A 23,298-nucleotide genomic window follows, 5' to 3' on the forward strand; every position below is an offset into this window, starting at 1 on the left:
TCATTTACCGTTATAGTTGTTACCTATAGACATTATAGATATTATATCTTGGATCAATCAAGTGCCAGATGTTATGCTTAGAGCATCATTTTTGAAGAGAAGTCGAACGATGGGGTGAATTTAATGGCTAAAAGAACGATGTTTGAGAAGATTTGGGATAATCACGTCATTAATCAAGAAGAAGGCAAACCAAGTATTATTTATATCGATCTTCAACTGGTTCACGAAGTAACTTCGCCGCAAGCTTTCGAAGGCCTTCGCATGTCTGGTCGTAAATTACGTCGTCCGGATTTGACATTTGCAACGATGGATCACAACGTTCCTACGAAAGACCGCTTTAATATTAAAGATCCTATTTCCAAGCAACAAATCGATACGCTGACGCAAAACTGTAAGGATTTCGGCGTAAAGCTGTTTGATCTTGACAATATTGACCAAGGCGTTGTACACGTTATGGGGCCTGAAATTGGCCTCACGCATCCGGGCAAAACGATCGTTTGCGGCGACAGCCACACGTCCACGCATGGTGCGTTCGGCGCGCTTGCATTTGGTATCGGTACTTCCGAGGTTGAGCACGTAATGGCAACACAATGCTTGCAGCAATCGAAAGCAAAAACGATGGAAGTTCGCTTCACAGGCAACCGCAAACCGGGCGTAACGGCAAAAGATATGATTTTGGGCGTTATCGCAAAATACGGCACGGACTTCGCTACCGGCTACGTTATCGAGTACACAGGTGAGTCGATCCGCTCGCTGACGATGGAAGAGCGTATGACGGTTTGCAACATGTCGATCGAAGGCGGCGCTCGCGCAGGTCTGATCGCTCCTGACGAAACGACTTTCAACTATCTTCGCGGACGCGAATATGCTCCAGCAGATTATGATGCAGCTGTAGAAGAGTGGAAATTGCTGTCCACTGACGAAGGCGCAACTTATGATACGATTGTTGATTTTGATGTGGATTCCCTGATTCCGCAAGTAACCTGGGGTACAAGCCCTGGCATGGGTACGGATATTACTTCTTCCGTTCCTTACCCAGAACAGCTCCCTACGGAAAATGAGCGTAAAGCTGCTGAGAAAGCACTTGAATATATGGATCTGAAGCCAGGTACGCCTATGAATGAAATCGAGATCGACTATGTATTTATCGGTTCTTGTACAAATGGACGTATTGAGGATCTTCGTGCTGCTGCTGAAATCGCTCGCGGCTACAAAGTTAGTGATAAAGTGACAGCAATCGTCGTTCCAGGCTCGGGCCGCGTTAAAATTCAGGCTGAGAAAGAAGGCCTTGATAAAGTATTTATCGAAGCAGGTTTCGAATGGCGTGAAGCAGGCTGCTCGATGTGTCTGGCAATGAATCCGGACGTTCTGCAGCCAGGACAGCGCTGTGCTTCGACATCGAACCGTAACTTCGAAGGCCGCCAAGGCCGCGGAGGCCGTACGCATCTCGTATCTCCAGCAATGGCTGTTGCTGCAGCTGTTATGGGCCGTTTTACAGATGTGCGTGATTGGAATGTCAAAACAGAAGTATTGAACTAATCAGGACGTGTGAGAGGGGTATTACCGATATGGAACCATTTAAACAGTTTACGGGCATTGTTGCTCCAGTCGATCGCGTTAACGTAGATACGGATGCGATTATTCCTAAGCAATTTTTGAAGCGTATTGAGCGCAGCGGCTTTGGACAATTTCTATTTTTCGAATGGCGTTTTCATGAGAACGGTGAAGTAAACGTTGATTTTGAACCGAATAAGCCTCGTTATCAAGGCGCTTCCGTTCTTATATCTCGCGCTAACTTCGGCTGCGGCTCTTCACGTGAGCATGCGCCATGGGCCATTCTCGACTATGGCTACAAAGTCGTTATTGCACCGTCTTATGCAGATATTTTCTACAATAACTGTTTCAAAAACGGCATTTTGCCGCTTAAGCTGAGCGAAGAGCAGGTTGAAGATCTGTTCCAGCGCACGGCGAAGCATGATGGCTACAAGCTGAATGTTGATCTGGAAAACAATCGTCTGACTGATGATTATGGTCTGGAAATCAACTTTGAGCTGGATGAGCACCGTCGCCAGTTTTTGCTGCAAGGTCTTGATGATATCGGCCTTACGCTGATGCATGAAGATAAAATTACAGCTTACGAGCAAAAACGCGCTGCAAAATCGCACGCATAAGCTGTAAATAAGAAAAAACGGCTGTTGCCGCCTTCTGGCGGCGACAGCCGTTTCATTACGAGAAATATAGAGAAGGATGGAAAAACGATATACTTTCCTATATTTTAAAAAGAGGGCAATTTCCTGTCGGAAAAATTGTCCTCTTTTTTCCTCTATACGCAACTTTTTCTGACGCTATGCGTCTAATATTTTAGTCTGTTTAAGTCGAATGCACCCCATTCGATGAGGGCAATTTCAGTCATCGAGGTGGAAAATGAAGAAATTTGTACCGATTTTGTTGCTCATGTCGTTTTTGTTCACGCTGTTTTCTAGTGCAGGACATGCTGCCGAGGTTGTGCCAAAGCTTTATTTGAATGGGGCTTTACTGGATTCGAAGGTAGCGCCGCAAATCGTAGACAACAAGTATACGCTTGTACCGATTCGGCTCGTGTCGGAGAGTATCGGCTACAAAGTAGGCTGGTCGTCAGCTACACAGACAGTTACTGTACATAATGGCTCTGATTCAATTGTACTTACTATTAACCAGGATGTCGCTTTTGTTAACAATGAGCAGGTGAAGCTGGATACGCCAGCTTTGCTGCAAAAAGGGACAACCCTTATTCCGCTGCGATTCGTTGGGGAATCTCTCGGAATGCAGGTCAATTGGGACCAAACGACAAAATCCGTCCAATTGTTTAAAGAAGCGGAGCCAACGCCTACGCCAACTCCATCAACAGATCCGGTTGTCACACAGCCTGATGGTGTTGTAACGGACATTTCGTATGACAATGAAAATGCGATTATTATTCACTACGAGGGAAGCGCTGTCTACAATCAGCCTTTCAAGCTCGAAAGCCCGAAACGAATCGTAATGGACATTCCCAAGGTGTCCTATTCGGATACGCTTTTAGCGCAGCTTGGCTCAGGTCAGATCAATCTTGAGGTAGGCGAGCATCCTTATTTGAGCGGTATCCGCTATTCCTTGTTCTCGTCAAGCCCGGCAACTGTACGTATCGTGCTTGACCTGAAAGCAGATGCCGATGTGGATGTCATCAACAGTGCGCTAGGCGAAATTCGCATCAATGTCATTGATCCGCTGCCAGTGCAAGCTACTCCTACGCCAACACCGACGCCTTCAGAGACGCCAACGCCAACTGCAGGTCCGACACTGCCAGCAAACGGTGTTTATTCTATCGTAATTGACGCGGGACATGGCGGCTCTGATCCAGGAGCAAAAGGAATTAATGGCAGATGGGAGAAAGAATTTAATCTCAGCCTTTCTTTGAAAGTAAAGGCTCTGCTTGATAAGGAGTCGAAAATAAAAGCTTCTTTATCCCGTCCCGATGACAACTATGTCAAGCTGGAGGATCGGGTAAAGTTTGCTGAAAATCTTAAAGCTAATCTATTCCTATCTATTCATGCCAACAGCAATCCGAGCAGCGCCGCAACGGGCACGGAAACCTACTACACAAGAGCTAGCAGCAAAGCGTTTGCCGATGCGGTACACAAGCAGTTTGCCAAAGCAACAGGCCTTAAGGATCGCGGTGTCAAGCAGCAGAGCTTGCATGTGACGAGAGAAACGACAATGCCAGCCATTTTGCTTGAGGCAGGATTTTTGTCTAACGCAGACGATTACAAGAAGCTGTTTGATGAATCCGTGCAAAATAAAATCGCTGCCGGAATTGTAGCAGGAATCAAGGACTATTTGAAGCTATAGTAGAGACAGGGGGATAACAGATGCTGCGAACAGTGAGCAAGTTCATGTTGACTTTATGTATAGTTGGACTCGTTGCGGGCTGTGCGGCGGTTAACAAGCCAGCTGAATCAGGCGCGGGCAGCAGCCCGTCGCCTTCTATTCAGCCATCCGCTGCTCCGACGGCCGAGCCGTCAATTGAGCCTGCAAAACAGACAGCAGAAATAAAGGTATATGCGGGAAATGAAGAGCTGGATGGTATAGTGGAGCAGCAGGTTCAGGTTGCATACAGCTCAGATCTGGAGTTAGTTCAAAACGCAATTACAGCATTACAGCAAGCGGAGGGCGATGGCGCTGTATCGCTGTGGAAGCTGATTGAAATTAAATCGGTGTTGCTGGGAAGCGATGGACAGGTGACGATTGATCTTCATCTGTCTGACGAGTCCCGGCTTGGTTCGCCTGGCGAAGTATTAGTGCTGGAGACGCTCCAAAAAACATTGTTCCAGTTCGAATTTGTAAAATCCTATGATTTGCTCATTGATGGAGACAGCGCAGATACGCTGATGGGCCATGTTGAGCTTGAGCATCCAACACTAAAGCCGTAGCTTAGCAGCCAGAGAACGTCTTCAGCCGTTTACGCTTGATAGAAAGAAAATGATAGATAATGAATAAAAGAGTGTAATAAAATAGAAATTCCATTTAATACGTTTTGAAACTATTTGGGGGGAACGATAACTATGGCATTGTCACGATCATCTAAATCTATCATTGCAGGTACAATTGCATTTTCCATTTTGGCGGGGCCTTTTGCGGTTCCCGCCCCTATTTCGTATGCGGCGTCTGTCAGCTCCAACCCGTTTAGCGATGTAGCATCGAATCACTGGGCGCAAAAGCATATTACGAAGCTGTCGCTTCAAGGCATCATTAATGGCTCTAATGGCCTGTTTCGTCCGGCTGATAATGTAACGCAGCAGGAAGCCGTTCTTATGGCTTTGCGTTTTATAGGCGCAGCAAGTGAAGCTCCGGCTGATGATACTGTTGCTTTTCCAGAAACGTTTGTCGTTAAGAGCGACTTTAAAGGCGAAGTGAAGCTTGCTTTTGATAAAGGCTTGCTGGATCAAGCTGAAGAATATGCGCTTGCCGCTTCCGGCGATCAAGCTGTAGGCTGGGGACAACGCCCTGCCACTCGTGAATGGGTGACGAAGCTGCTCATTCGTGCTATTAACCAGAAGAGCACAGCGGACAGCCTGCAGAACGCTGTTTCATCGTTTAATGATGCAGATCAAATTGCTAGCAGCTACCGTGGCTATGTCAATGCAGCTGTTTCACTAGATTTGGTTAAAGGGGTAACGGCAGTCAAGTTCGACCCTAAAGCGAATGTAAACCGTGCAAGCCTTGCAACGCTGTTCAGCCGTGCTGAGAAGCTGTATCCGGTGGAATACGCAGGCCAAGCAACGGGTGTGCTGCTGCAATCTAGCGATACGGGCATAACGATTTATAGCAAGTCTCAATCAGCTGTATATACGCTTAGCCCAGATACGGTCATCTATCGTTATGACTCAGAAACGCCAATTGCAGCCAAAGATCTTGTGCAATATGCAAATGTAACGGTCATTACGAAATCGGGCGGGGCTGCTTACGTGGAGCTCCAGGATGACAAGCCGCAAATTAAAACGATAACAGGTACGGTTGGCCGCGTGCTGCCGGATCAGAAGATGCTGTATGTGTGGATAGATAATAAGCCGGTAGAGGTTTATTATGACGACTCGCTTATCTTAACCGAAACGTCTGGCAAGACGATTGCCATTAGCGACTTGAAAGAAAACAGCGCAATTACAGTGACGCAGGATACGTTCCGTACATCTCCTAAAGCGCTGAAAATTACAGTTGACCAACAAACAGGAGCGGCTGTGCTCAAAGGCACGTTTATTTCCGGCGATGCAAGCGTCCTTACTTATGAAGACAGCGCTGGAAAGCTCAATTCCAAATTTTTGAGCAGCACGGTTGAAATTATAATCGAAGGCATCGTTGGGCCAACGATTGGCGATTTGATTAAAGATGTGGATCAACTGCAAATTACAACGAATGACCAGGACCAGATTACAAAAATCGAGGTCGTAAACCGCAACGTTCAGACGCTCGTTGGTGCTCAGGTGGAAAGCTATAATGCGGACAAAAAATTCCTTGTCGTTTTTGACTCTGCAGGGTCAAAAGCCTATCCGCTTTATTTGACTGACAAAACGAGAATTGACAACAACGGCAATGCAATCAAGCTGGAGGACATCGGCACTTGGCTGACTAAAAACCGCAAACTGACGATTACTTACAGCGGCGATAAGGTTGTGTCCTTGTCGATTGCAAGCAAATATACAGGCAAGCTCGTCTCTATTAATGCTTCGAGCAATTCCGTTACGATGAGCGTGCCTGGCGGCGTAGATGTTACGGTTACTTATTCGGCGCCAACGGTAGAAGTTCCGGGCATTGCAGCAGCATCTCTGACTGATCTCAAAGTTGGCGATACGATTACAACGGTTATGAATGTGAATCAGGATCGGGCAACGCTCATTCAGGTTCATCGTCCTATCCAATATGAAGTACGTGCTGTCAACACTGGAACCAAAAAGGTTACGGTCGTTAATGCGCAAAATGTCCAGACAGATCTAGTGCTGTCGGGAATCGACATTACGAATGAGACAGGAAGCAAAGTGGCGATCGATACACTTGTTCCGGGCACTTTCATTAATGTTAGCTACATTGGCAAGCAAATAACTGCCGTGAAATCCATCGTCGTTTCTTATGGAACCGTTCAATCGGTAGGCACGAACAGCATTACGCTGACCAATGAGAGTGGCCAGACAACAACGGCTGCACTTGGCCAATCCTTCCTAATTACTAAGGGCACATCAACTTCTGCGATTACGTCGACGCTTGCAACTGGAGACCGGATTCAACTGAGCAAAAATGAAAATGATGTCGTGCTGGTTACTGTCGCTGTTGGCCAGACGAGAACATTTTGGCAGTATGACGCTACGGCTGGACAGCTGTGGACGCTCAAAACGACCGATGCCGACAACGCCAATTATTTTTACGTGACAGGCTCAACAAAGCTGCTAAAAGATGGGAAAACGATTTCGCTGCAGGATATTAAATACGGCGATCAGATCATCGTTTATGCTTTCAAAAATAAAGCCGTGGAAATTGTAAAAGTGTAAATTGGTAAGGTTATGTGACAAACTGCCCTACGGGGCAGTTTTTTTATGCTTTTTTCAATATTTATGGTGGATTATAGTTGCATGGCGGGACGTTTTTCGCTACACTTTGAACGATAGTGTTTGGAATGGGAGAGAGGACGATGAATGCGAAGCAGAAGATGCGACACATATTGGATACTCTTGCGGAGATGTTTCCGGACGCACACTGCGAGCTGAACCATTCTAATCCGTTTGAGCTGACGATTGCCGTTCTAATGTCTGCACAATGTACCGATGAAATGGTGAACAAAGTAACCGCTAACTTATTTCAGAAGTATAAGCAGCCAGAGGACTATGTGGCGGTTCCGCTGGAGGAGCTGGAGCAGGATATTCGAAGAATCGGTCTATTCCGAAGCAAAGCTTCCAATATTCAAAAATTGTGCCGTATTCTCATTGATAAATATGATGGAGAAACTCCTTCCACGCATGAGCAGCTGGTCGAGCTGCCGGGCGTTGGACGCAAGACGGCGAATGTCGTCATGTCTAATGCGTTTAATGTGCCGGCTATTGCCGTCGATACTCACGTTGAGCGTGTATCCAAGCGCCTTTCGATAGCGAAGCCTGATGATTCTGTGCTGGAAGTTGAGAAGAAGCTCATGAAGCTTGTTCCCAAAGACGAATGGACCCTTACCCATCATCGGCTCATTTTTTTCGGCCGCTATCATTGCAAGGCGCAAAATCCGCAATGCGAGGTATGTCCGCTGCTGGATATGTGCAAAGAAGGAAAACAACGTATGAAGCCAGGCTTAAACAAGAAGACTGTTAAGAAAGTGGCTAAATAAGGTTGGCTAAGAGACAAATACTTTTAAAATGAAGGATGATGACAGTGAAGTGTATTTCTGTGTATACAAATAGTTTTGAGCTTTTCTCCGATATTTATGAGCAAGTGCTTAGCTCCCCGCCAGAAGAAAACGAAGATATCGTAGTGGAAGGCGTAACCGTTAGCGGCTCCGGCGACGTGCCTGACCAATACATCGAGCGTATGCGCCAAAAACCGGAAGTCGTTGTTATGCGTGAAAAAGAGCGTAACATTATGATTTTGCAGCATGGCAATGTATTCGAAATTTGCCTGCCTTCCGATGACGAGGAAATTGCATAGGTTATGGCTGAAATGACGGTACAACGCATTGAAGAAGCAACAATCCTGGCGGCCCGCGAAATGGCGGACGCAGGTGATGCGCTGCACGCCAAACAAGTTATGGAAGTAAACAGTAAGCTGGCCGAAGGTCGGCTTACTGTTGCTTTTTGCGGTCATTTTTCCGCAGGCAAGTCCACGCTGATCAATCGGCTGTGCGGGGCTCAGCTTCTGCCTTCCAGTCCGATTCCGACCAGCGCGAACGTAGTGTCCATAAGAGGCGGAGCAGAGGCGCTGGCAAGCATCATCACGGAGAGGGACGGCGAGGCCTCTAGTCTTAGTGTGCCTTTGGAGGATCTGGATCGCTATTGCGTAGACGGGGAGCAGTTCCAATCGGTCTCGATTACGTATCCAACAGAAAGATTAGGCAATCATACGGTACTTCTGGATACGCCGGGCATTGATTCTACGGATGATGCACACCGGATGGCAACGGAGTCAGCGCTGCATTTGGCGGATGTCGTGTTTTATGTGATGGATTACAATCATGTGCAATCGGAAATTAATTTTGCGTTTGCGAAGCAGCTTAAGGATTGGGGCAAGCCGTTATATTTTATCGTTAATCAGATTGATAAACACAGGGAACGCGAGCTAACGTTTGCCGATTACCGCAAAAGCGTAGAAGAGGCGTTTCAAGCATGGCATTTGGAGCCAGCGGGAATCGTTTATTTGTCGTTGCGCCAGCCGGATCATCCGCATCAGGAATGGGAGGCGCTTACGCAGCTGCTTGACGAGCTGAAGGAATTGCGTGAGCCGCTCGCTGCTTACAGCGTCGACGCTTCGCTGCGCCATCTTGCAGCAGAGCATTTGAAATGGTGCGAGATGCAGGATGAGCCGGAGAAGGAACGGCTGCTTGCCGAGGCAGGCGGAGAAGAGGAAGCACAGCGGGTGAAGGCGGAGCAAGGCGAGCTGACTGTTCAGGTGGAGCAGCTCAAGGCTGAACCGGAACGGCTGCGTCTGGAGCTGCGCCGTGAAATGCAGGCGCTGGTAGACAATGCGATCATTACGCCAGCTCCGGTGCGTGATTTGGCGCATTCGTTTCTGGAAAGCAGAAAGCCGGGCTTCAAGACGGGGCTATTGTTCGCGGGCGCAAAGACGGCGGCTGAGCAGGAGCGGCGTGCCGAGCTGTTCTGCCATGATTTTGCTGGCCAAGTGGGCGCGGCTGTCGATTGGCATGTAAAGGATTTGCTTCGCCGTGCCGCTGAGCGAGTCGGCTACGCAGCGGAAACGCTGGAGCAGCAGCTTGCCGAGCAGTTTAGCTGGAAGCCGGATGCTTCCTGGCTCATTCAGCGCGTAAATACGGGAGCCGTATTCGGCAACGAATATACGATGACGTATACGCGCGAGTTAGCCGCGGAGGTGAAGGAGCTTTACCGGAAGCGCGGCAATGAGCTGATTGACGCGCTGACGGCGCATGTGGCAGCGGCGAGCGAGGCAGCCGCTGCAGACGTGAGAGGCCGGCTTGCGGCGCTTGATGCGCAAGCCGGGGCGCTAGGGCTGCTTGCGGCGCTGGCGGAGCGCGCCGCGCAGCATGCGGCGCAGGTCGTAAGGGCGCTGCCGCAGCCAGTGGCGCGGCCGGCGCTGCCTGCGCCGAAGCGCGCAGCGGCGGATGCCAGCGCGCGCGCAGGTGTGGACGGCGGCGCGGCAGATGCCGCCGCCGGGCCTCGCCGCGCGAGCGAAGCTGCGCAGCGCGGCGATAGGGCGGCAGCGGGCGACGCTGCTGCCGCAAGTGCCAGTGGCGCGCCGCCGCACGCGCCACGAGCGCAAGCTGCGCTCGGCAGCGGCGAAGCGCTGTCGCAGCAGCATGGCGCAGCAGCGCGCTTGCTCAGCGCAGCCGCGCTGCTGACGCCGCACGCGCCGCTAGCCGCGGCCGCGCAGGCGATGCAGGACAAGGCGAACCGGCTCCGCAGCAGCCGGTTCACAATCGCGCTGTTCGGAGCGTTCAGCGCGGGCAAATCCTCGCTCGCCAATGCGCTTATTGGCGAGCCGGTACTGCCGGTGTCGCCGAATCCGACGACGGCGGCGATCAACCGTCTCGTGCCGCCATCGGGCGAACACGAGCATGGCACGGCAGGCGTCGTCATGAAATCCCGTGACGCCGTCCTGGAAGACCTGCGCTATTCGCTCGCTTTGCTCGGCGAAGACGCTACTGACGCTGCGCTGCCGGACGCTGCCGCTCTTATGCGCGCGATCGACCGCCTGTCGCCGGATGCGATTCACGCCGGCGGACGGCCGCACTACAGCTTCCTGCGTGCTGCACGCGCAGGCTGGGAAGCGCATGAGTCGCTGCTTGGCCAGCGCCTCACCGTCTCCCAAGCGGAATACGAGCGCTTCGTAGCGGAGGAATCTCGCTCCTGCTACGTCAGCGAAATCGAGCTTTATTACGATTGCGAGCTGACGCGGCAGGGCATCGTTCTCGTCGATACGCCGGGAGCCGATTCCGTGAACGCCCGGCATACGGGCGTAGCGTTCAATTACATTAAAAATGCCGACGCTGTCCTGTTCGTCACTTATTACAACCATGCTTTTTCACAGGCAGACCGTCAGTTTCTTATGCAGCTGGGGCGGGTCAAGGACCAGTTCGAGCTCGATAAAATGTTTTTCCTCGTCAATGCGGCTGATTTGGCAGCCGATCAGGAGGAGCTTGCGGGCGTCCTGAAGCATGTGGAGCTTAATTTGCTTCAGCACGGCATTCGTTCGCCGCGTCTTTATCCGGTTTCAAGCTTGGATGGTCTCGACGCGAAGCAAAGCGGCGATGGCGAACTGTTAGCGCGCTCAGGCATTGACGCGTTCGAGCGCTCCTTCCTGCATTTTGTGAGCGAGGATTTAGGGCGGCTTGCGATCGACGCAGCGGAGCAGGAAATTGTCAGGGCGGCGGCTACCGTAAATGGCTGGCTGAACAGTGCTACAGGCGATGCGGCTACGAGAGAGCAGGAACGCAGCCAGCTGGCTGCGCTGCAAGAGCAGGCACAGCTGCTGCTTGCGTCCTACCGGTCCAGCGAGGCGCCGCCTCAGCAGGCACAGGAGCTAAGCGAGCTGCTCTATTATGTCGTACAGCGCCAGCAGCTTCGATTCGGAGAATTTTACAACTACGCCTTTAATCCTTCTGTCTTGCAGGATGATGGTCGCGATTTGAAGAAGATGATTTGGACGGCTTGGCTTGATTTGCAGCGGCAAATTCAGATGGAGCTGGCGCAGGAGCTGCAAGCGACTTCGCTGCGTCTGGAGCGAATTTTGAACGGCCTTTTGCGCAAGCAATTTGACAGCTGCGCGTCGGAGCTTGCCGCTCTGCTGGCGGGCTATCAATCGATCCCGTATGAGACAGCGGCCATTCCTACTCCGGAAATCGATGTCGATTGGACGACGACGGATATTACCGGCAAATGGCTGTGGAGCCGCTTTAAATCGCCGCGGCAATTTTTCGAAGGCGACGGCAAAGGCCAGCTGCGCAAGGAGCTTGAGGCGCTGCTCATTCCATCGCTCCAGCAGTGGATGGCTGTCCAAAATGGACAGTGGACCGAACGCTACAGCGCGCTTTGGAAAAAGTACGCCGAGCAGTCAGGCGAGCAGCTTCAGCAAGACGTTGTAAACTATGTAGAGGGCAAGCGCATCTCGCTAGCGGACAATGCTGATGTGGGGCAATTGCGCGAGCTGCATGAGCAATTGATTCATCTGCATAGCGCAACAATTGCATAAGCTTTCATCTAATAATAATCTGAATGCTTTCAAGGGCGGGTATGAGCCTTTGAAAGCATTTTTTTAATATAAGTATTTATGAAAAATTGTTTAGGCTTGTTTTGTGTGTTTCTGTGCAAAAATGGCGTAAGACGCACACTTTAGGGATGATTTAAGACGATACTTGAGCATAGGTTAGTTAGTGTTTCCAAATTGCCTTAATCGGCTGTTTCAATGTAATATACGGAAATTTACTCAGATTGCTCCTGTCATAGGATGCTGATAATATTCATTCATGCTTACAAAAAAGAACAGGGAGTGGGATTTGCTTGGACGTCTTTAGGCAACTCAAACGATTTTACTGGGTCGAACGAAAATTTCTTTTGACCTCCATCGTCTGCCTGATGTTTGCGACAGCGCTCGGGCTCGTATATCCGAATTTGCTTCGCATCTTAATCGACGATGTTATTAAAGAAGAGCAGTATGGCAAGGTGCCTGCGTTAGCGCTAACTGTTGTGGGGGTTGTGACGTTAAAGGGATTGATGCAATTTTTGCATGGTTTTTTCGGAGGAAGGCTCGGCAACCGAGTAGCTTTTAGGCTTCGCAATGCTTGTTATGACAAGTTGCAATCGCTATCTTTTCAATATTATGACAAAGCGAAAACAGGCGATCTCATGTCGCGTTTGACTGCGGATTTGGAAGCGATTCGCAACTTTATCGGCTTTGGCTTTGCCCAAATTTTGAACGTGGTGCTGATGGTCGTATTCGGCGGAGCGATGATGCTGTCCATCCACTGGCAGCTGACGCTTATTACTTTGGTTACCATCCCGCTGCTCGTGTTTACGGCTTTGCGCTTCGAGCGCAAAATCCACCCGGCCTTTCAAGAAATGCGCCGCGCGCTCAGCAGCCTGACGACGGCTGTTCAAGAAAACATTACGGGTGTTCGCACGGTGAAATCCTTTGCCCGCGAGCCGCATGAAGTGAACAAATTTTCAGTGAAAAATGAAGCTTATCAGACGAATCAGATCGGTGCTGCAATAATATGGGCTCGTTATTTCCCTATTATGGAATTATGCGCCAACATAAGCGCAGTTATTCTGCTTCTAGCAGGTGGAATGCTCGTCATTAGAGGAGAGCTCAAGCTAGGCGAGCTGGTTGCCTTTTTCAGCTTAACTTGGTACATTATCGGCCCGATGTGGGGGATTGGGTTCCATATTAACAACTACACGCAATCCAAAGCTTCCGGCGAACGGGTGCTGAATCTATTGAACGAGCATGTCCATGTGAAAAACCTCGAACATGCCATCGTGCTTGACGAGCAATTGGTTAAAGGGCATGTCCGTTTCAACAACGTAACGTTTAATTATCCTGACAATGCTCCGGCATTAACGAATATTTCGATTGATGCCCCGGCGGGCTCCGTAATCGGTTTCCTAGGAGCTACAGGCTCAGGAAAATCGACGGTTATCCAGCTGCTCATGCGCGCCTATAATGTGAAAGAGGGCAGCATTACGCTGGATGGCATGGACATTCGCGACATTGACGTGAACAGCCTGCGCAGACAGATGGCTCCTGTTTTTCAGGAAACGTTCCTGTTCTCCGCCTCTATCCGCACGAATTTGGCATATGGCATGCAGGATGTAACGGATGAGCAAATTGAACGTGCAGCGAAGCTGGCGAAGGCACATGATTTTATTATGGAAATGCCGGAAGGCTACGATACGATTGTAGGTGAAAGAGGAATGGGATTGTCCGGCGGACAGAAGCAGCGGATTGCGATTGCCCGCGCCCTTATTAAAAATCCGCATATTCTCATTCTGGACGACGCTACGAGCGCTGTAGATATGGAAACGGAGCATGAAATTCAGGCGGGCTTCAAGGAGCTTATGGCGGGTCGCACGACATTCATTATTGCCCACCGCATCTCCTCGCTGCGCCATGCGGATGAAATTATCGTTTTGGATCAAGGCATAATTGTGCAGCGCGGCACGCATCAGCAATTGCTTGCGCAGCCTGGCCCTTATCGTGATACTTACAAAATTCAATACGCCGACTTTCCGCTCGAAGAGCTTGAGCAGGCGGGTTCGCAGCGGAAGGAGGGGGCGCTATAATGAGCAGCACTTCCGGCACGGATAAATACGATAAAAAAGAACGTTTTATTTACAAAGATGATGATGCGATCGAGAAGCCGTTTAACTGGGCGCAGGTGGGCAGATTGTTCGTTTACATGAAGCCCTATAAGCGCCAGCTGATCCCGGCCATCTTCATGATGATTATTGGCACGCTTACGCGGCTCGCGACTCCCGCACTCGTCATCCTCGCGATTGACGAAGCCATTCAGCCAGCTGATGGCGCGGCAAGCTTGCCAAAGCTGTACTTGTATGCCGGCTTAATGCTCTTGCTGTATGTGGTGCAATGGGCTGCCAACAGCTACCGGATCAAATACACGAATATTATTGGGCAAAAGGTCATTTATGACCTGCGGCATGATCTGTTCAAGCATATCCAGAAGCTTAGCTTCCGCTTCTTCGACAAGCGTCCGGCAGGCTCCGTGCTTGTGCGGATTACGAATGACGTTAACGCCCTTCAGGACTTGTTTACGAACGGTGTCGTCAACTTGCTGATGGACTGCGTGCAGCTGCTGGGGATTGTTGTCATTTTGCTGATCTGGAATTTCAAGCTGGGGCTTGCAATCATGGTGACGGTACCGCTCATGTTTATCGTTTCAACTGCGCTGCGCAAGCGGATTCGTTTTGCTTGGCAGGACGTTCGGATGAAGCAGTCGCGAATTAATGCCCACTTGAACGAAAGCATCCAGGGGATGAAAGTAACGCAAGCCTACGTTCAGGAAAAAGACAATATGCGTTTCTTTGACTACATGAATACGGTCAATGTGAAATCATGGAATAAGGCCTCGGCGCTCAACCAAGCGTTCGGTCCGGTTATTGAAATTACGTCAGCTATCGGGACATTTATTTTGTTCTGGTACGGTGCCCATCTGATTCAGCAAGGTGCGATTACAATCGGCTTGCTCGTCGGCTTCGCCAACTATATCGGCAACTTCTGGGACCCGATTAACCGGCTTGGCCAAATGTATTCCCAGCTGCTTATTGCAATGGCATCTTCCGAGCGCATTTTTGAATTTATCGATGAAGAGCCAACGGTACACGAGAAGGGCGCAGCGAAGGCACTGCCGAATATTCGCGGCGACGTCGTATTTGACAACATTATTTTTGAATATGAAAAAGGGCGCCAAGCACTTAAAGGCATTAGCCTGGAAGCCAAAGCAGGCCAATCGATCGCTCTCGTTGGGCATACGGGCTCAGGCAAAAGTACGATCATCAACCTGCTTTGCCGGTTCTATGATCCCGTTAGCGGCAGCGTGAAGATCGACGGGAAGGATATTCGCGACGTAACGATTGAAAGCTTGCGCTCCCAAGTCGGCATCGTAATGCAGGATACGTTTATATTCTCGGGAACGATTCGCGACAATATTCGTTACGGCAGACTTGATGCATCGGATGCGGATATTGTGGAAGCGGCTAAAGCGGTTCATGCCCATGATTTCATTATGAATTTGCCGGATGGCTACGATACGGAAGTAGAGGAGCGCGGCAACATTTTGTCGATGGGCCAGCGCCAGCTGCTTTCCTTCGCCAGAGCATTGCTTGCGAATCCGCGCATTCTCATTCTCGATGAAGCGACGGCAAGCATTGATACCGATACGGAGCTGAAAATCCAGGAGGCGCTAAAGGCGCTGCTTGCTGGACGGACCTCCTTCATGATTGCCCATCGCCTGTCAACGATCCGCAATGCCGATGAAATTATCGTGCTGGACCATGGCCGCATCGTCGAGCGGGGCAAGCACGAAGCGCTTATTGCGCAAAAGGGCATATACAATGGGCTGATTGAAGCCCAATATCGTTTCTTGTCAGCTTAAGTCGAAGCAAAGCGGTTAAGGTCTTGATTTTTAGTGCAGGAACCTCCACAATGGAAGAAAAAACAATTCGGAATCGGTATCGCTGTCCCTTAGGGCAGCCGCCGACAATTATCCGGTTTGCTTCCAGGAGGTTCTTTTTATTATGTATGGATCACCATTGTCCGGAGCGTCGCGCAAGCTTATGCTGCTCGGATCAGGAGAGCTTGGCAAGGAGGTAGCGCTTGAAGCGCAGCGTCTCGGCGCTGAGACGATTGCGGTAGATCGCTATGAGAACGCGCCGGCGATGCAGGTCGCTCATCGCTCTTATGTAGCTGATATGCTGGATGGAGCGGCTCTAAGACGAATCATTGAACAGGAGCGCCCGGACTATATCGTGCCGGAAATTGAAGCGATTGCAACCGAAACGCTGCTGGAGCTTGAACAGGAGGGCTTCCGCGTCATTCCAACGGCTCGCGCTGCATGGCTGACAATGGACCGGGAAGGCATTCGCCGCCTTGCTGCCGAGCAGCTTGGCTTGCCGACGGCCGCCTACCGTTTTGCCGATACGCTGGAGGAGCTGCGTGAAGCGACAGCAGCGCTAGGTTTCCCATGTGTCATTAAGCCGATCATGAGCTCGTCTGGCAAAGGGCAAAGCGTCTGCCGCAGTGAAGCGGAAATTGAAGCTTGCTGGAGCTACGCTATGGAGGGTGGTCGCGCGAAGAAGCAGCGGATTATCGTCGAAGGCTTTATTACGTTTGAATCGGAAATTACGCTGCTTACGATTCGCTCCGTATCAGGCACGAGCTTCTGCGCACCTATTGGCCACGTACAGAAGGATGGCGATTACATCGAATCGTGGCAGCCGCATGCGATGAGCACTGAGCAAATCGAGCAGGCGGAGGACATTGCCCGCAAAGTGACCGAAGAGCTGGGCGGTTATGGCCTCTATGGCGTCGAATTGTTCCTTACGCAGGATGGCGTGCTGTTTAGCGAGGTTTCTCCACGTCCGCATGATACAGGCATGGTTACGATGGCGACGCAGGATTTGTCAGAGTTTGCACTGCATGTTCGCGCTGTATTGGGGTTCCCGATTCCAACGATCAGGCTGCTGTCGCCAGGTGCCTCGCATACGCTCAAAGCGGATCGTGAAAGCAATCAGTTCCGTATTGGCGGCGTGCAGGAAGCGCTGGCGCTGCCGCATACGCAGGTGCGGGTATTCGGCAAGCCGGAGACGAAAGTCGGACGCCGGATGGCTGTTGCGCTCAGTACGGCTGCAGATGTAGAGCAGGCACGGGAAACGGCGCGCCAAGCGGCGGAGCTGCTGCATATTACATACGGAGAATAGGCTGCAGAAGGGCTGCCGCGTCCAGTTATCGCATGGGCGCAGCAGCCCTTCCTTCTCGAAATATAAGAATTTATAAGTTTCACCCTTATAAATGGGCTTATATTTCAACGCGAAACGGAAGCTTTGCCGCCAAAGGACGGCTTCAGCCGTTTACGCTTGAAATATAAGAATTTATAAGTTTCACCCTTATAAATGAGCTTATATTTCTCGGACTGAAACGCGCCACGCCGCAAGAAGACGGCGACAGCCGTTTCACCTTGAATTCTAAGCACTAATAGGTTTCATCCTTATATCCGCTTAGAATTCTAAGGCAAAGCTCTTCGCTCGTCCTAGAAGGACGACGAAGTCGTTTTTGCTTGAAATATAAGAATTTATAAGTTTCCCACTTATCATTAGGCTTATATTTCTCGGAGTGAAACGCGCCTTGCCGCCAAAGGACGGCGATAGCCGTTTCACCTTGCCTATTTTGTTTTTTTCCAGTACACGCCCGTTGAATCTATCGTCACGAGCGGATCGGTAATGTGATAGGCATTGCGGAAGTCGGTAACAGCTGCGGCGCAATAGCCAATGGAGTAATCGTCAATGACGATAAAGCCGCCAATGGATACTTTAGGATATAGATGAGTCAGCGCATCCATCGTCGAGGAATACATGTCGCCATCGAGGCGGGCTATCGCTATTTTATTCGTTGGCGCCGCCGGCAGCGTATCCTTGAACCAGCCTTTAAGAAAGATAATGCCATCGTCATATAGATCATATTTTTGAAAATTGCTGACGACCTCAGGCAAGGAAACGCGCAAAAAGTCCTGCTCGTGAAATTTCGAGGTTTCGTCGATCGGACAGCGGGCCTCCGGCGCTGGCAGCCCTTCAAAGGAATCGGCGACGATCACTTTCCGGTTCGTTATGCCATGTACTTTCAGAAAGCCGCGCATGAAAATGCAAGTTCCGCCGCGCCATACGCCAGTTTCAATGAAATCGCCCTCGATGTTGTTGCTAACGACGGCATTCATAAGCTGATGCAGATGGTTCATGCGAATACGCCCAATCATACTATGTGCAATGAGGGGCCAATCGAGGCCTTAAAAGCGGTTTTCCTTCGTAGCGCCAGGCTCACGCTCCAGCCAAATTTCAAATAATATTGCTTTTTTCAACATTTCCAAATACATCTCTTTTGGTGTATTATTGCTCATAATCACAGTCCTTTTCTTTTTTATGGTTAACGTATGAACATGAAACAAGTTTGAAAATGGCTTGTGTGTACGGCAATTGGAGCGAAAAACTTATACATTGCCTGTAATTTGTAAATGATTGTGAAAAAGGAGAGAGACAAGCGATGCGTTCATCCAAAAGATTAGGCATTATGATTGGCGCCTGCTCCCTATTGATCACGATATTGATGCTCGTTGGTATTGGCTATGCCATTAAGGATCAGCTGTTTCCCTCTGTATCCGTACAGCCGCAGGTTACGGCATTGCCAGAGCAGACGGCTGAGAAAAATCAGCTTCGCATTGTCGCAATAGGCGATTCTCTGACCAAGGGAGTTGGCGATTCGGCAGGCGGGGGTTATGTCAAGCAGGTCGTAGACAGCTTGGCTGCTGATCCGGACAAGCAGGCGGAGCTCGTCAATAATTTGGGCATTAGCGGGCTGCGCGCCGACCAGCTTGCGGAAAATTTAAAGACGGATAAAGGCATGGCTTATGCGCTGCAGCAGGCAAATGTCATTTTGCTGACGATTGGCGGCAACGACCTGTTTCAATCGCTGCAAGGCGCTCAGGATTCCAATGGAACTGCAGCAGCTGAACCAAACATGTCGCTCGCGCAGGTGGAGAAGGGACTTGAGGAAGGCTTGAAGCGGCTGGATAATGTGCTTTCGGAGCTGCACCGGATTAATCCGGATGCCCGCATCATTTATATTGGCCTCTATAATCCGTTTTTTGATGTAAAAGAGCTACGGGATGGCAGCTTGGAGGTTCAGAAGTGGAACGAGAAAGCCTATGACATGCTTCATGAATACTCAAATATGACGATGGTACCGACATTCGATTTGTTTGAGGAACGGATTGGCAGCTACTTGTCATCAGACCATTTTCACCCGAATCATGAAGGTTACAAACAAATTGCGCAGCGGGTCGTGCAGGCGTTGTAGCAGAAGGAGGCGCTATGGAACAGTCAAATGTAGTGCTGCAAGTGACAAATTTAAGCAAAAAAATTCGCGGCAAGCAAATTATTCACGATGTCAGCTTTGAGGTGCGGGCAGGTGAAATTTTTGGTTTTCTTGGACCCAATGGCTCTGGCAAAACGACGACGATTCGCATGCTGGTCGATCTTATTAAGCCAACCTCTGGGCAAATCCGGATTTGCGGACATGATGTCCAGAAGCAGCCGGAGCAGGCGCTCCGTTATATCGGGAGCATTGTAGAAAACCCTGAAATGTATGGCTATATGACGGGCTGGGATAATTTGCAATATTTTGCCAATATGCTTGATGATGTGGATGAGGCCAGAATAAGCGAGGTCGTCGAAATCGTCAGCCTGACGCAGCGCATTCATGAGAAAGTCAAAACATATTCGCTTGGCATGAAGCAGCGTTTAGGCATTGCCCAAGCTTTGCTTGGACGTCCGAAGCTGCTTATTCTTGATGAACCGACGAATGGGCTTGATCCGCTTGGGATCAAGGAGCTGAGGGCATTTGTGCGAATGCTTGCTGGAGAAGGCATCAGCCTGTTCATATCAAGCCATTTGCTCAGTGAAATTCAACTGATGTGCGATAGAGTGGCCATTATTGACAAGGGCAGAGTGCTGGCCGTCGGTTCGGTGGACGAGCTGGTTCAGCAGGCTGGAACGTATGTATTATGGCAGCTGGAGCCTCGGGAGAAAGGCATTGCTTTGCTGCTGCAAGACGGCAAGGCCGCAATCGTTTCGGAAGAGGAGCACCGTATTGATGAGAGCGTGCTTGCGAGCATGCCGGGCGCCGTCGTCACAACGATGCCGCTAGAGGATATTGCAGGTACCGTCAGCCGGCTGGTAGCGGAAGGTATAAGCGTTGAAGGGGTGCACAAAGCGGCTCCTACACTGGAAGAATTGTTTCTGAACATGACGGAGGGGAAAAGCCTTGCATAAACTACTGCTCCTTATTGAAAATGAAACCTTGAAAATGTGGAAAAAAAGAAGGTTTCTCGTCATTGTCCTTGTTCTCCTTGTTATTATTCCAATGTTCACGTATGCTCAGTTAACCGTAGCACAGAACAATAAAGACAAATTTGCCGACTGGCGCAACGAGGTGCTGCAGCAAATTACGGATATGCAAAACAGGCTGTCCAGCAATCGGATTCCTGAGGAATGGAAGAAGCAGCAGCGCATTGCGGTACAGCAGCTTCAATATTATTTGGATCATGATGTCAATCCTAGCAGCCCGAATGGCGTCACTTTTACTCGGGAATTTATGAATAATGCGGTAGGGTTGTTTATTCCGCTGCTCGTTTTGACCATTGGTTCTGATCTCGTATCTGGCGAGCGCGGCACCGGAACGATCAAAATGCTGCTTACCAAGCCGGTCCGCAGATGGAAGGTGCTGTTCAGCAAGCTCGCGGCGCTTACTCTTTATGTATCGCTGCTTGTCGGGGTGATGGTGCTGCTGTGTTATTTAATATCGGGCATGTTCTTCGGCTATGGAGGCTGGGGCTTGCCGATCTTTACCGGTTTTACGATCAACGGCAGCGAGGTCGACACGAGCTTTGTGCACATTGTTCCTCAGTGGCTGTACATGCTCATGCAGACGGGACTCGTATGGCTGTCCGCCATGACGGTAGCGATTCTCGCTTTGATGGTATCGGTTCTTGTCAGAAGCACGGCGGCAAGCATGGTGATCATGATGGCTTCTGTCATTGCCGGAACAATTCTTTCGAGCATGTCCTCCTCGTGGGAAAATGCCAAATATTTATTCGCCGTGAACCTCAATTTGCCGACATATTTGGAAGGTTCGCCGCCGCCGATTGAGGGCATGTCATTTTCTTTTTCCCTTATCGTGCTTGCGATTTGGGCGATTGCGGGGCTTATTGTCTCGTTCAGCGTCTTTACTAAACAGGACATCTTGAATTAAAATAGCTTGAAGATACGGTAACAATGTAACAAGTGCTGCAGATAAGGGGGGCGCATATGGCAGAGCATGCAGATGTTTTTACACAAGCACCGGCCGCGGATCGGAATTATGAGGCCGATGATATACAGATTCTTGAAGGCTTGACAGCCGTACGGAAACGTCCGGGAATGTATATAGGCTCTACGAGCAGCTCAGGGCTGCATCATCTCGTTTGGGAAATCGTAGACAATGCTGTCGATGAGCATTTGGCGAAATTTTGTTCCGCCATTGAGGTAACTTTGCACAAAAACGGTTCCATTACGGTCTATGACAATGGACGAGGCATTCCGACAGGGATGCATAAAAGCGGAATTCCAACGCCGCAAGTCGTATTTACGATCCTTCACGCTGGGGGAAAGTTCGGCGGCGGGGGATATAAAAAATCAGGCGGCCTGCACGGCGTCGGCGCTTCGGTAACGAATGCGCTATCCGAATGGCTGGAAGTGGAAATTTTCCGTGATGGAAAAATACATAAGCTTCGGTTCGAATATTGGGTAGATGCGGATGGCAAGGAGCATGTCGGCGAGCCGACAACGGGACTTGAAGTAACGGGAACGACGTCGCGGACAGGCACGAAGGTTACATTTAAGCCGGATGGACGCGTGTTTCAGACGGGAACTACGCTGAATTACGATACGCTGGCAGAACGGCTGCAGGAAATCGCTTTTCTCAACTCGGGGCTGAAAGTGACGATCAAGGATGATCGCAGCGGCAAGCTCGATGTGTTCCATTATGAAGGCGGAGCGCGCCAGTTTGTCGAGTTTCTCAATGAGGACAAGTCGGTGCTGCATGACGTCATTCATTTTACTGGCGAGCGTGAGGATATTGAGGTTGAAGTGGCGCTTCAGTACAATGACGGCTACACGGAAACACTGGCTTCATTCGTTAATGCCATTCCTACACGGGGCGGCGGTACGCATGAAACGGGCTTCAAAACCGCATATACGCGCGTCATGAACGATTATGCCCGCAAAGCCGCGATGCTGAAGGAAAAGGACAAAAATCTGGAAGGCAATGATCTCCGCGAAGGCATGATGGCGGTCATCAACATTAAGATGTCTGAGGTGGAGTTCGTCGGCCAGACGAAGGACCAACTCGGCAGCGCTTCTGCACGCGGCGTCGTTGATGCGATTGTGACGGAGAAAATGCAAGTGTTTCTCGAAGAAAATCCGCAGGTTGCCCAGCTGCTGCTCAAGAAGGCTGTTCAGGCTTCAAGGGCGCGGGAAGCGGCGCGCAAGGCGCGGGAAGATATGCGCAGCGGCAAGAAGAAGAGCGAAAGCTCCAATCTTGGCGGCAAGCTGACGCCAGCGCAATCGAAGGATGTTACGCGCAATGAACTGTTTATCGTCGAAGGCGATTCGGCGGGCGGCTCGGCCAAGCAGGGGCGTGATTCGAAGCATCAGGCGATTTTGCCGCTCAAGGGCAAGCCGATGAATCCGGAGAAAGCCAAGCTGCATGATATTTTGAAAAACGACGAGTACAAAATGATTATCGCCGCTATTGGCGCGGGCGTAGGCCCGGAATTTGAATCCGAGGAATGCAACTATCACAAAATCATTATTATGACGGATGCCGATACGGACGGAGCCCATATCCAGGTGCTGCTTCTAACGTTCTTCTATCGCTATATGAAGCCGCTTATAGACAGCGGACGCGTATATATTGCTCAACCGCCGCTTTACAAGCTGACGCGAAAATCCGGCAAGCTGGAGACGGTGCGTTATGCATGGACGGATGAGCAGCTGCAAAATTATTTAAAGGAATTCGGCAAAAACTTTGAGCTTCAGCGCTATAAAGGACTTGGCGAGATGAATCCCGACCAGCTGTGGGAAACGACGATGAATCCGGAGACGCGGACGATGCTGCAGGTGCAGATCGAGGATGCTGCGAAGGCGGAGCGCCGAGTGTCTGCGCTTATGGGCGACAAAGTTGATCCACGCAAGCGCTGGATTTTGGAAAATGTTGATTTTGCGGAATATGAGGAATAGGAGG

The 23,298-nt window shown here is 50.3% G+C and carries 15 protein-coding genes and 1 pseudogene; 15 read left to right on the forward strand and 1 reads right to left on the reverse strand.

What is annotated here, in order from left to right; translation table 11 throughout:
• Positions 1-123: 123 nt before the first annotated feature.
• The 11 genes from leuC (at position 124) to purT (ending at position 17,168) form a co-directional block, all read left to right on the forward strand.
• On the forward strand, positions 124-1,539 hold the full coding sequence (gene leuC / locus AC6B99_RS26070) for a 3-isopropylmalate dehydratase large subunit (RefSeq protein ID WP_056028644.1): 1,416 nt from the start codon (positions 124-126) through the stop codon (positions 1,537-1,539).
• Between the two features lie 29 nt (positions 1,540-1,568).
• Positions 1,569-2,171, forward strand: coding sequence for a 3-isopropylmalate dehydratase small subunit (gene leuD, locus AC6B99_RS26075; RefSeq protein WP_056028640.1), 603 nt, complete (start codon positions 1,569-1,571; stop codon positions 2,169-2,171).
• A gap of 253 nt (positions 2,172-2,424) precedes the next feature.
• Positions 2,425-3,867 carry an N-acetylmuramoyl-L-alanine amidase family protein gene (locus tag AC6B99_RS26080; protein WP_496664577.1) on the forward strand — a complete coding sequence of 481 codons (1,443 nt, stop codon included), beginning with the start codon at positions 2,425-2,427 and terminating at the stop codon, positions 3,865-3,867.
• Positions 3,868-3,887: 20 nt separating this feature from the next.
• A complete protein-coding gene (locus AC6B99_RS26085; RefSeq protein ID WP_494864412.1) occupies positions 3,888-4,448 on the forward strand; it encodes a GerMN domain-containing protein in 561 nt (186 codons plus the stop codon).
• 132 nt (positions 4,449-4,580) lie between these two features.
• Positions 4,581-7,055, forward strand: a complete 2,475-nt coding sequence (locus AC6B99_RS26090) for an S-layer homology domain-containing protein (RefSeq protein WP_496664578.1) — start codon at positions 4,581-4,583, stop codon at positions 7,053-7,055.
• A 140-nt stretch (positions 7,056-7,195) separates the two neighbouring features.
• Positions 7,196-7,876 carry an endonuclease III gene (gene nth, locus AC6B99_RS26095; RefSeq protein WP_494864416.1) on the forward strand — a complete coding sequence of 227 codons (681 nt, stop codon included), beginning with the start codon at positions 7,196-7,198 and terminating at the stop codon, positions 7,874-7,876.
• A 44-nt stretch (positions 7,877-7,920) separates the two neighbouring features.
• Positions 7,921-8,193 carry a hypothetical protein gene (locus AC6B99_RS26100; RefSeq protein ID WP_046234755.1) on the forward strand — a complete coding sequence of 91 codons (273 nt, stop codon included), beginning with the start codon at positions 7,921-7,923 and terminating at the stop codon, positions 8,191-8,193.
• A 3-nt stretch (positions 8,194-8,196) separates the two neighbouring features.
• The gene (locus tag AC6B99_RS26105; protein ID WP_496664579.1) at positions 8,197-11,925 is read left to right on the forward strand and encodes a dynamin family protein; all 3,729 of its coding nucleotides are present in this window, start codon (positions 8,197-8,199) and stop codon (positions 11,923-11,925) included.
• Positions 11,926-12,233: 308 nt separating this feature from the next.
• Positions 12,234-14,015, forward strand: a complete 1,782-nt coding sequence (locus AC6B99_RS26110; protein ID WP_056028622.1) for an ABC transporter ATP-binding protein — start codon at positions 12,234-12,236, stop codon at positions 14,013-14,015.
• The gene (locus AC6B99_RS26115; RefSeq protein WP_056028619.1) at positions 14,015-15,844 is read left to right on the forward strand and encodes an ABC transporter ATP-binding protein; all 1,830 of its coding nucleotides are present in this window, start codon (positions 14,015-14,017) and stop codon (positions 15,842-15,844) included. Before AC6B99_RS26110 ends, AC6B99_RS26115 begins: the two co-directional genes overlap by 1 nt.
• 142 nt (positions 15,845-15,986) lie before the next feature.
• Positions 15,987-17,168 carry a formate-dependent phosphoribosylglycinamide formyltransferase gene (gene purT / locus AC6B99_RS26120; RefSeq protein ID WP_494864424.1) on the forward strand — a complete coding sequence of 394 codons (1,182 nt, stop codon included), beginning with the start codon at positions 15,987-15,989 and terminating at the stop codon, positions 17,166-17,168.
• 461 nt (positions 17,169-17,629) lie between these two features.
• On the opposite strand, the pseudogene AC6B99_RS26125 reads toward purT, so the two are convergent.
• A pseudogene (locus tag AC6B99_RS26125) lies at positions 17,630-18,358 on the reverse strand (TylF/MycF family methyltransferase).
• A gap of 143 nt (positions 18,359-18,501) precedes the next feature.
• Here AC6B99_RS26125 and AC6B99_RS26130 point away from each other — a divergent pair.
• The 4 genes from AC6B99_RS26130 to parE are packed head-to-tail and all read left to right on the forward strand — an operon-like array spanning position 18,502 to position 23,294.
• Complete coding sequence (locus AC6B99_RS26130) at positions 18,502-19,314, forward strand: GDSL-type esterase/lipase family protein (protein ID WP_056028613.1); 813 nt, start codon at positions 18,502-18,504, stop codon at positions 19,312-19,314.
• A gap of 14 nt (positions 19,315-19,328) precedes the next feature.
• Positions 19,329-20,288, forward strand: coding sequence for an ATP-binding cassette domain-containing protein (locus AC6B99_RS26135; RefSeq protein WP_494880330.1), 960 nt, complete (start codon positions 19,329-19,331; stop codon positions 20,286-20,288).
• Entirely contained in the window at positions 20,281-21,267 is a 987-nt protein-coding gene (locus AC6B99_RS26140; RefSeq protein ID WP_081418554.1) for an ABC transporter permease, read from the forward strand. Before AC6B99_RS26135 ends, AC6B99_RS26140 begins: the two co-directional genes overlap by 8 nt.
• 56 nt (positions 21,268-21,323) lie before the next feature.
• On the forward strand, positions 21,324-23,294 hold the full coding sequence (gene parE, locus AC6B99_RS26145; protein WP_056028607.1) for a DNA topoisomerase IV subunit B: 1,971 nt from the start codon (positions 21,324-21,326) through the stop codon (positions 23,292-23,294).
• The last annotated feature ends 4 nt before the right edge of the window (positions 23,295-23,298 follow it).

The organism is Paenibacillus liaoningensis (assembly GCF_059609455.1).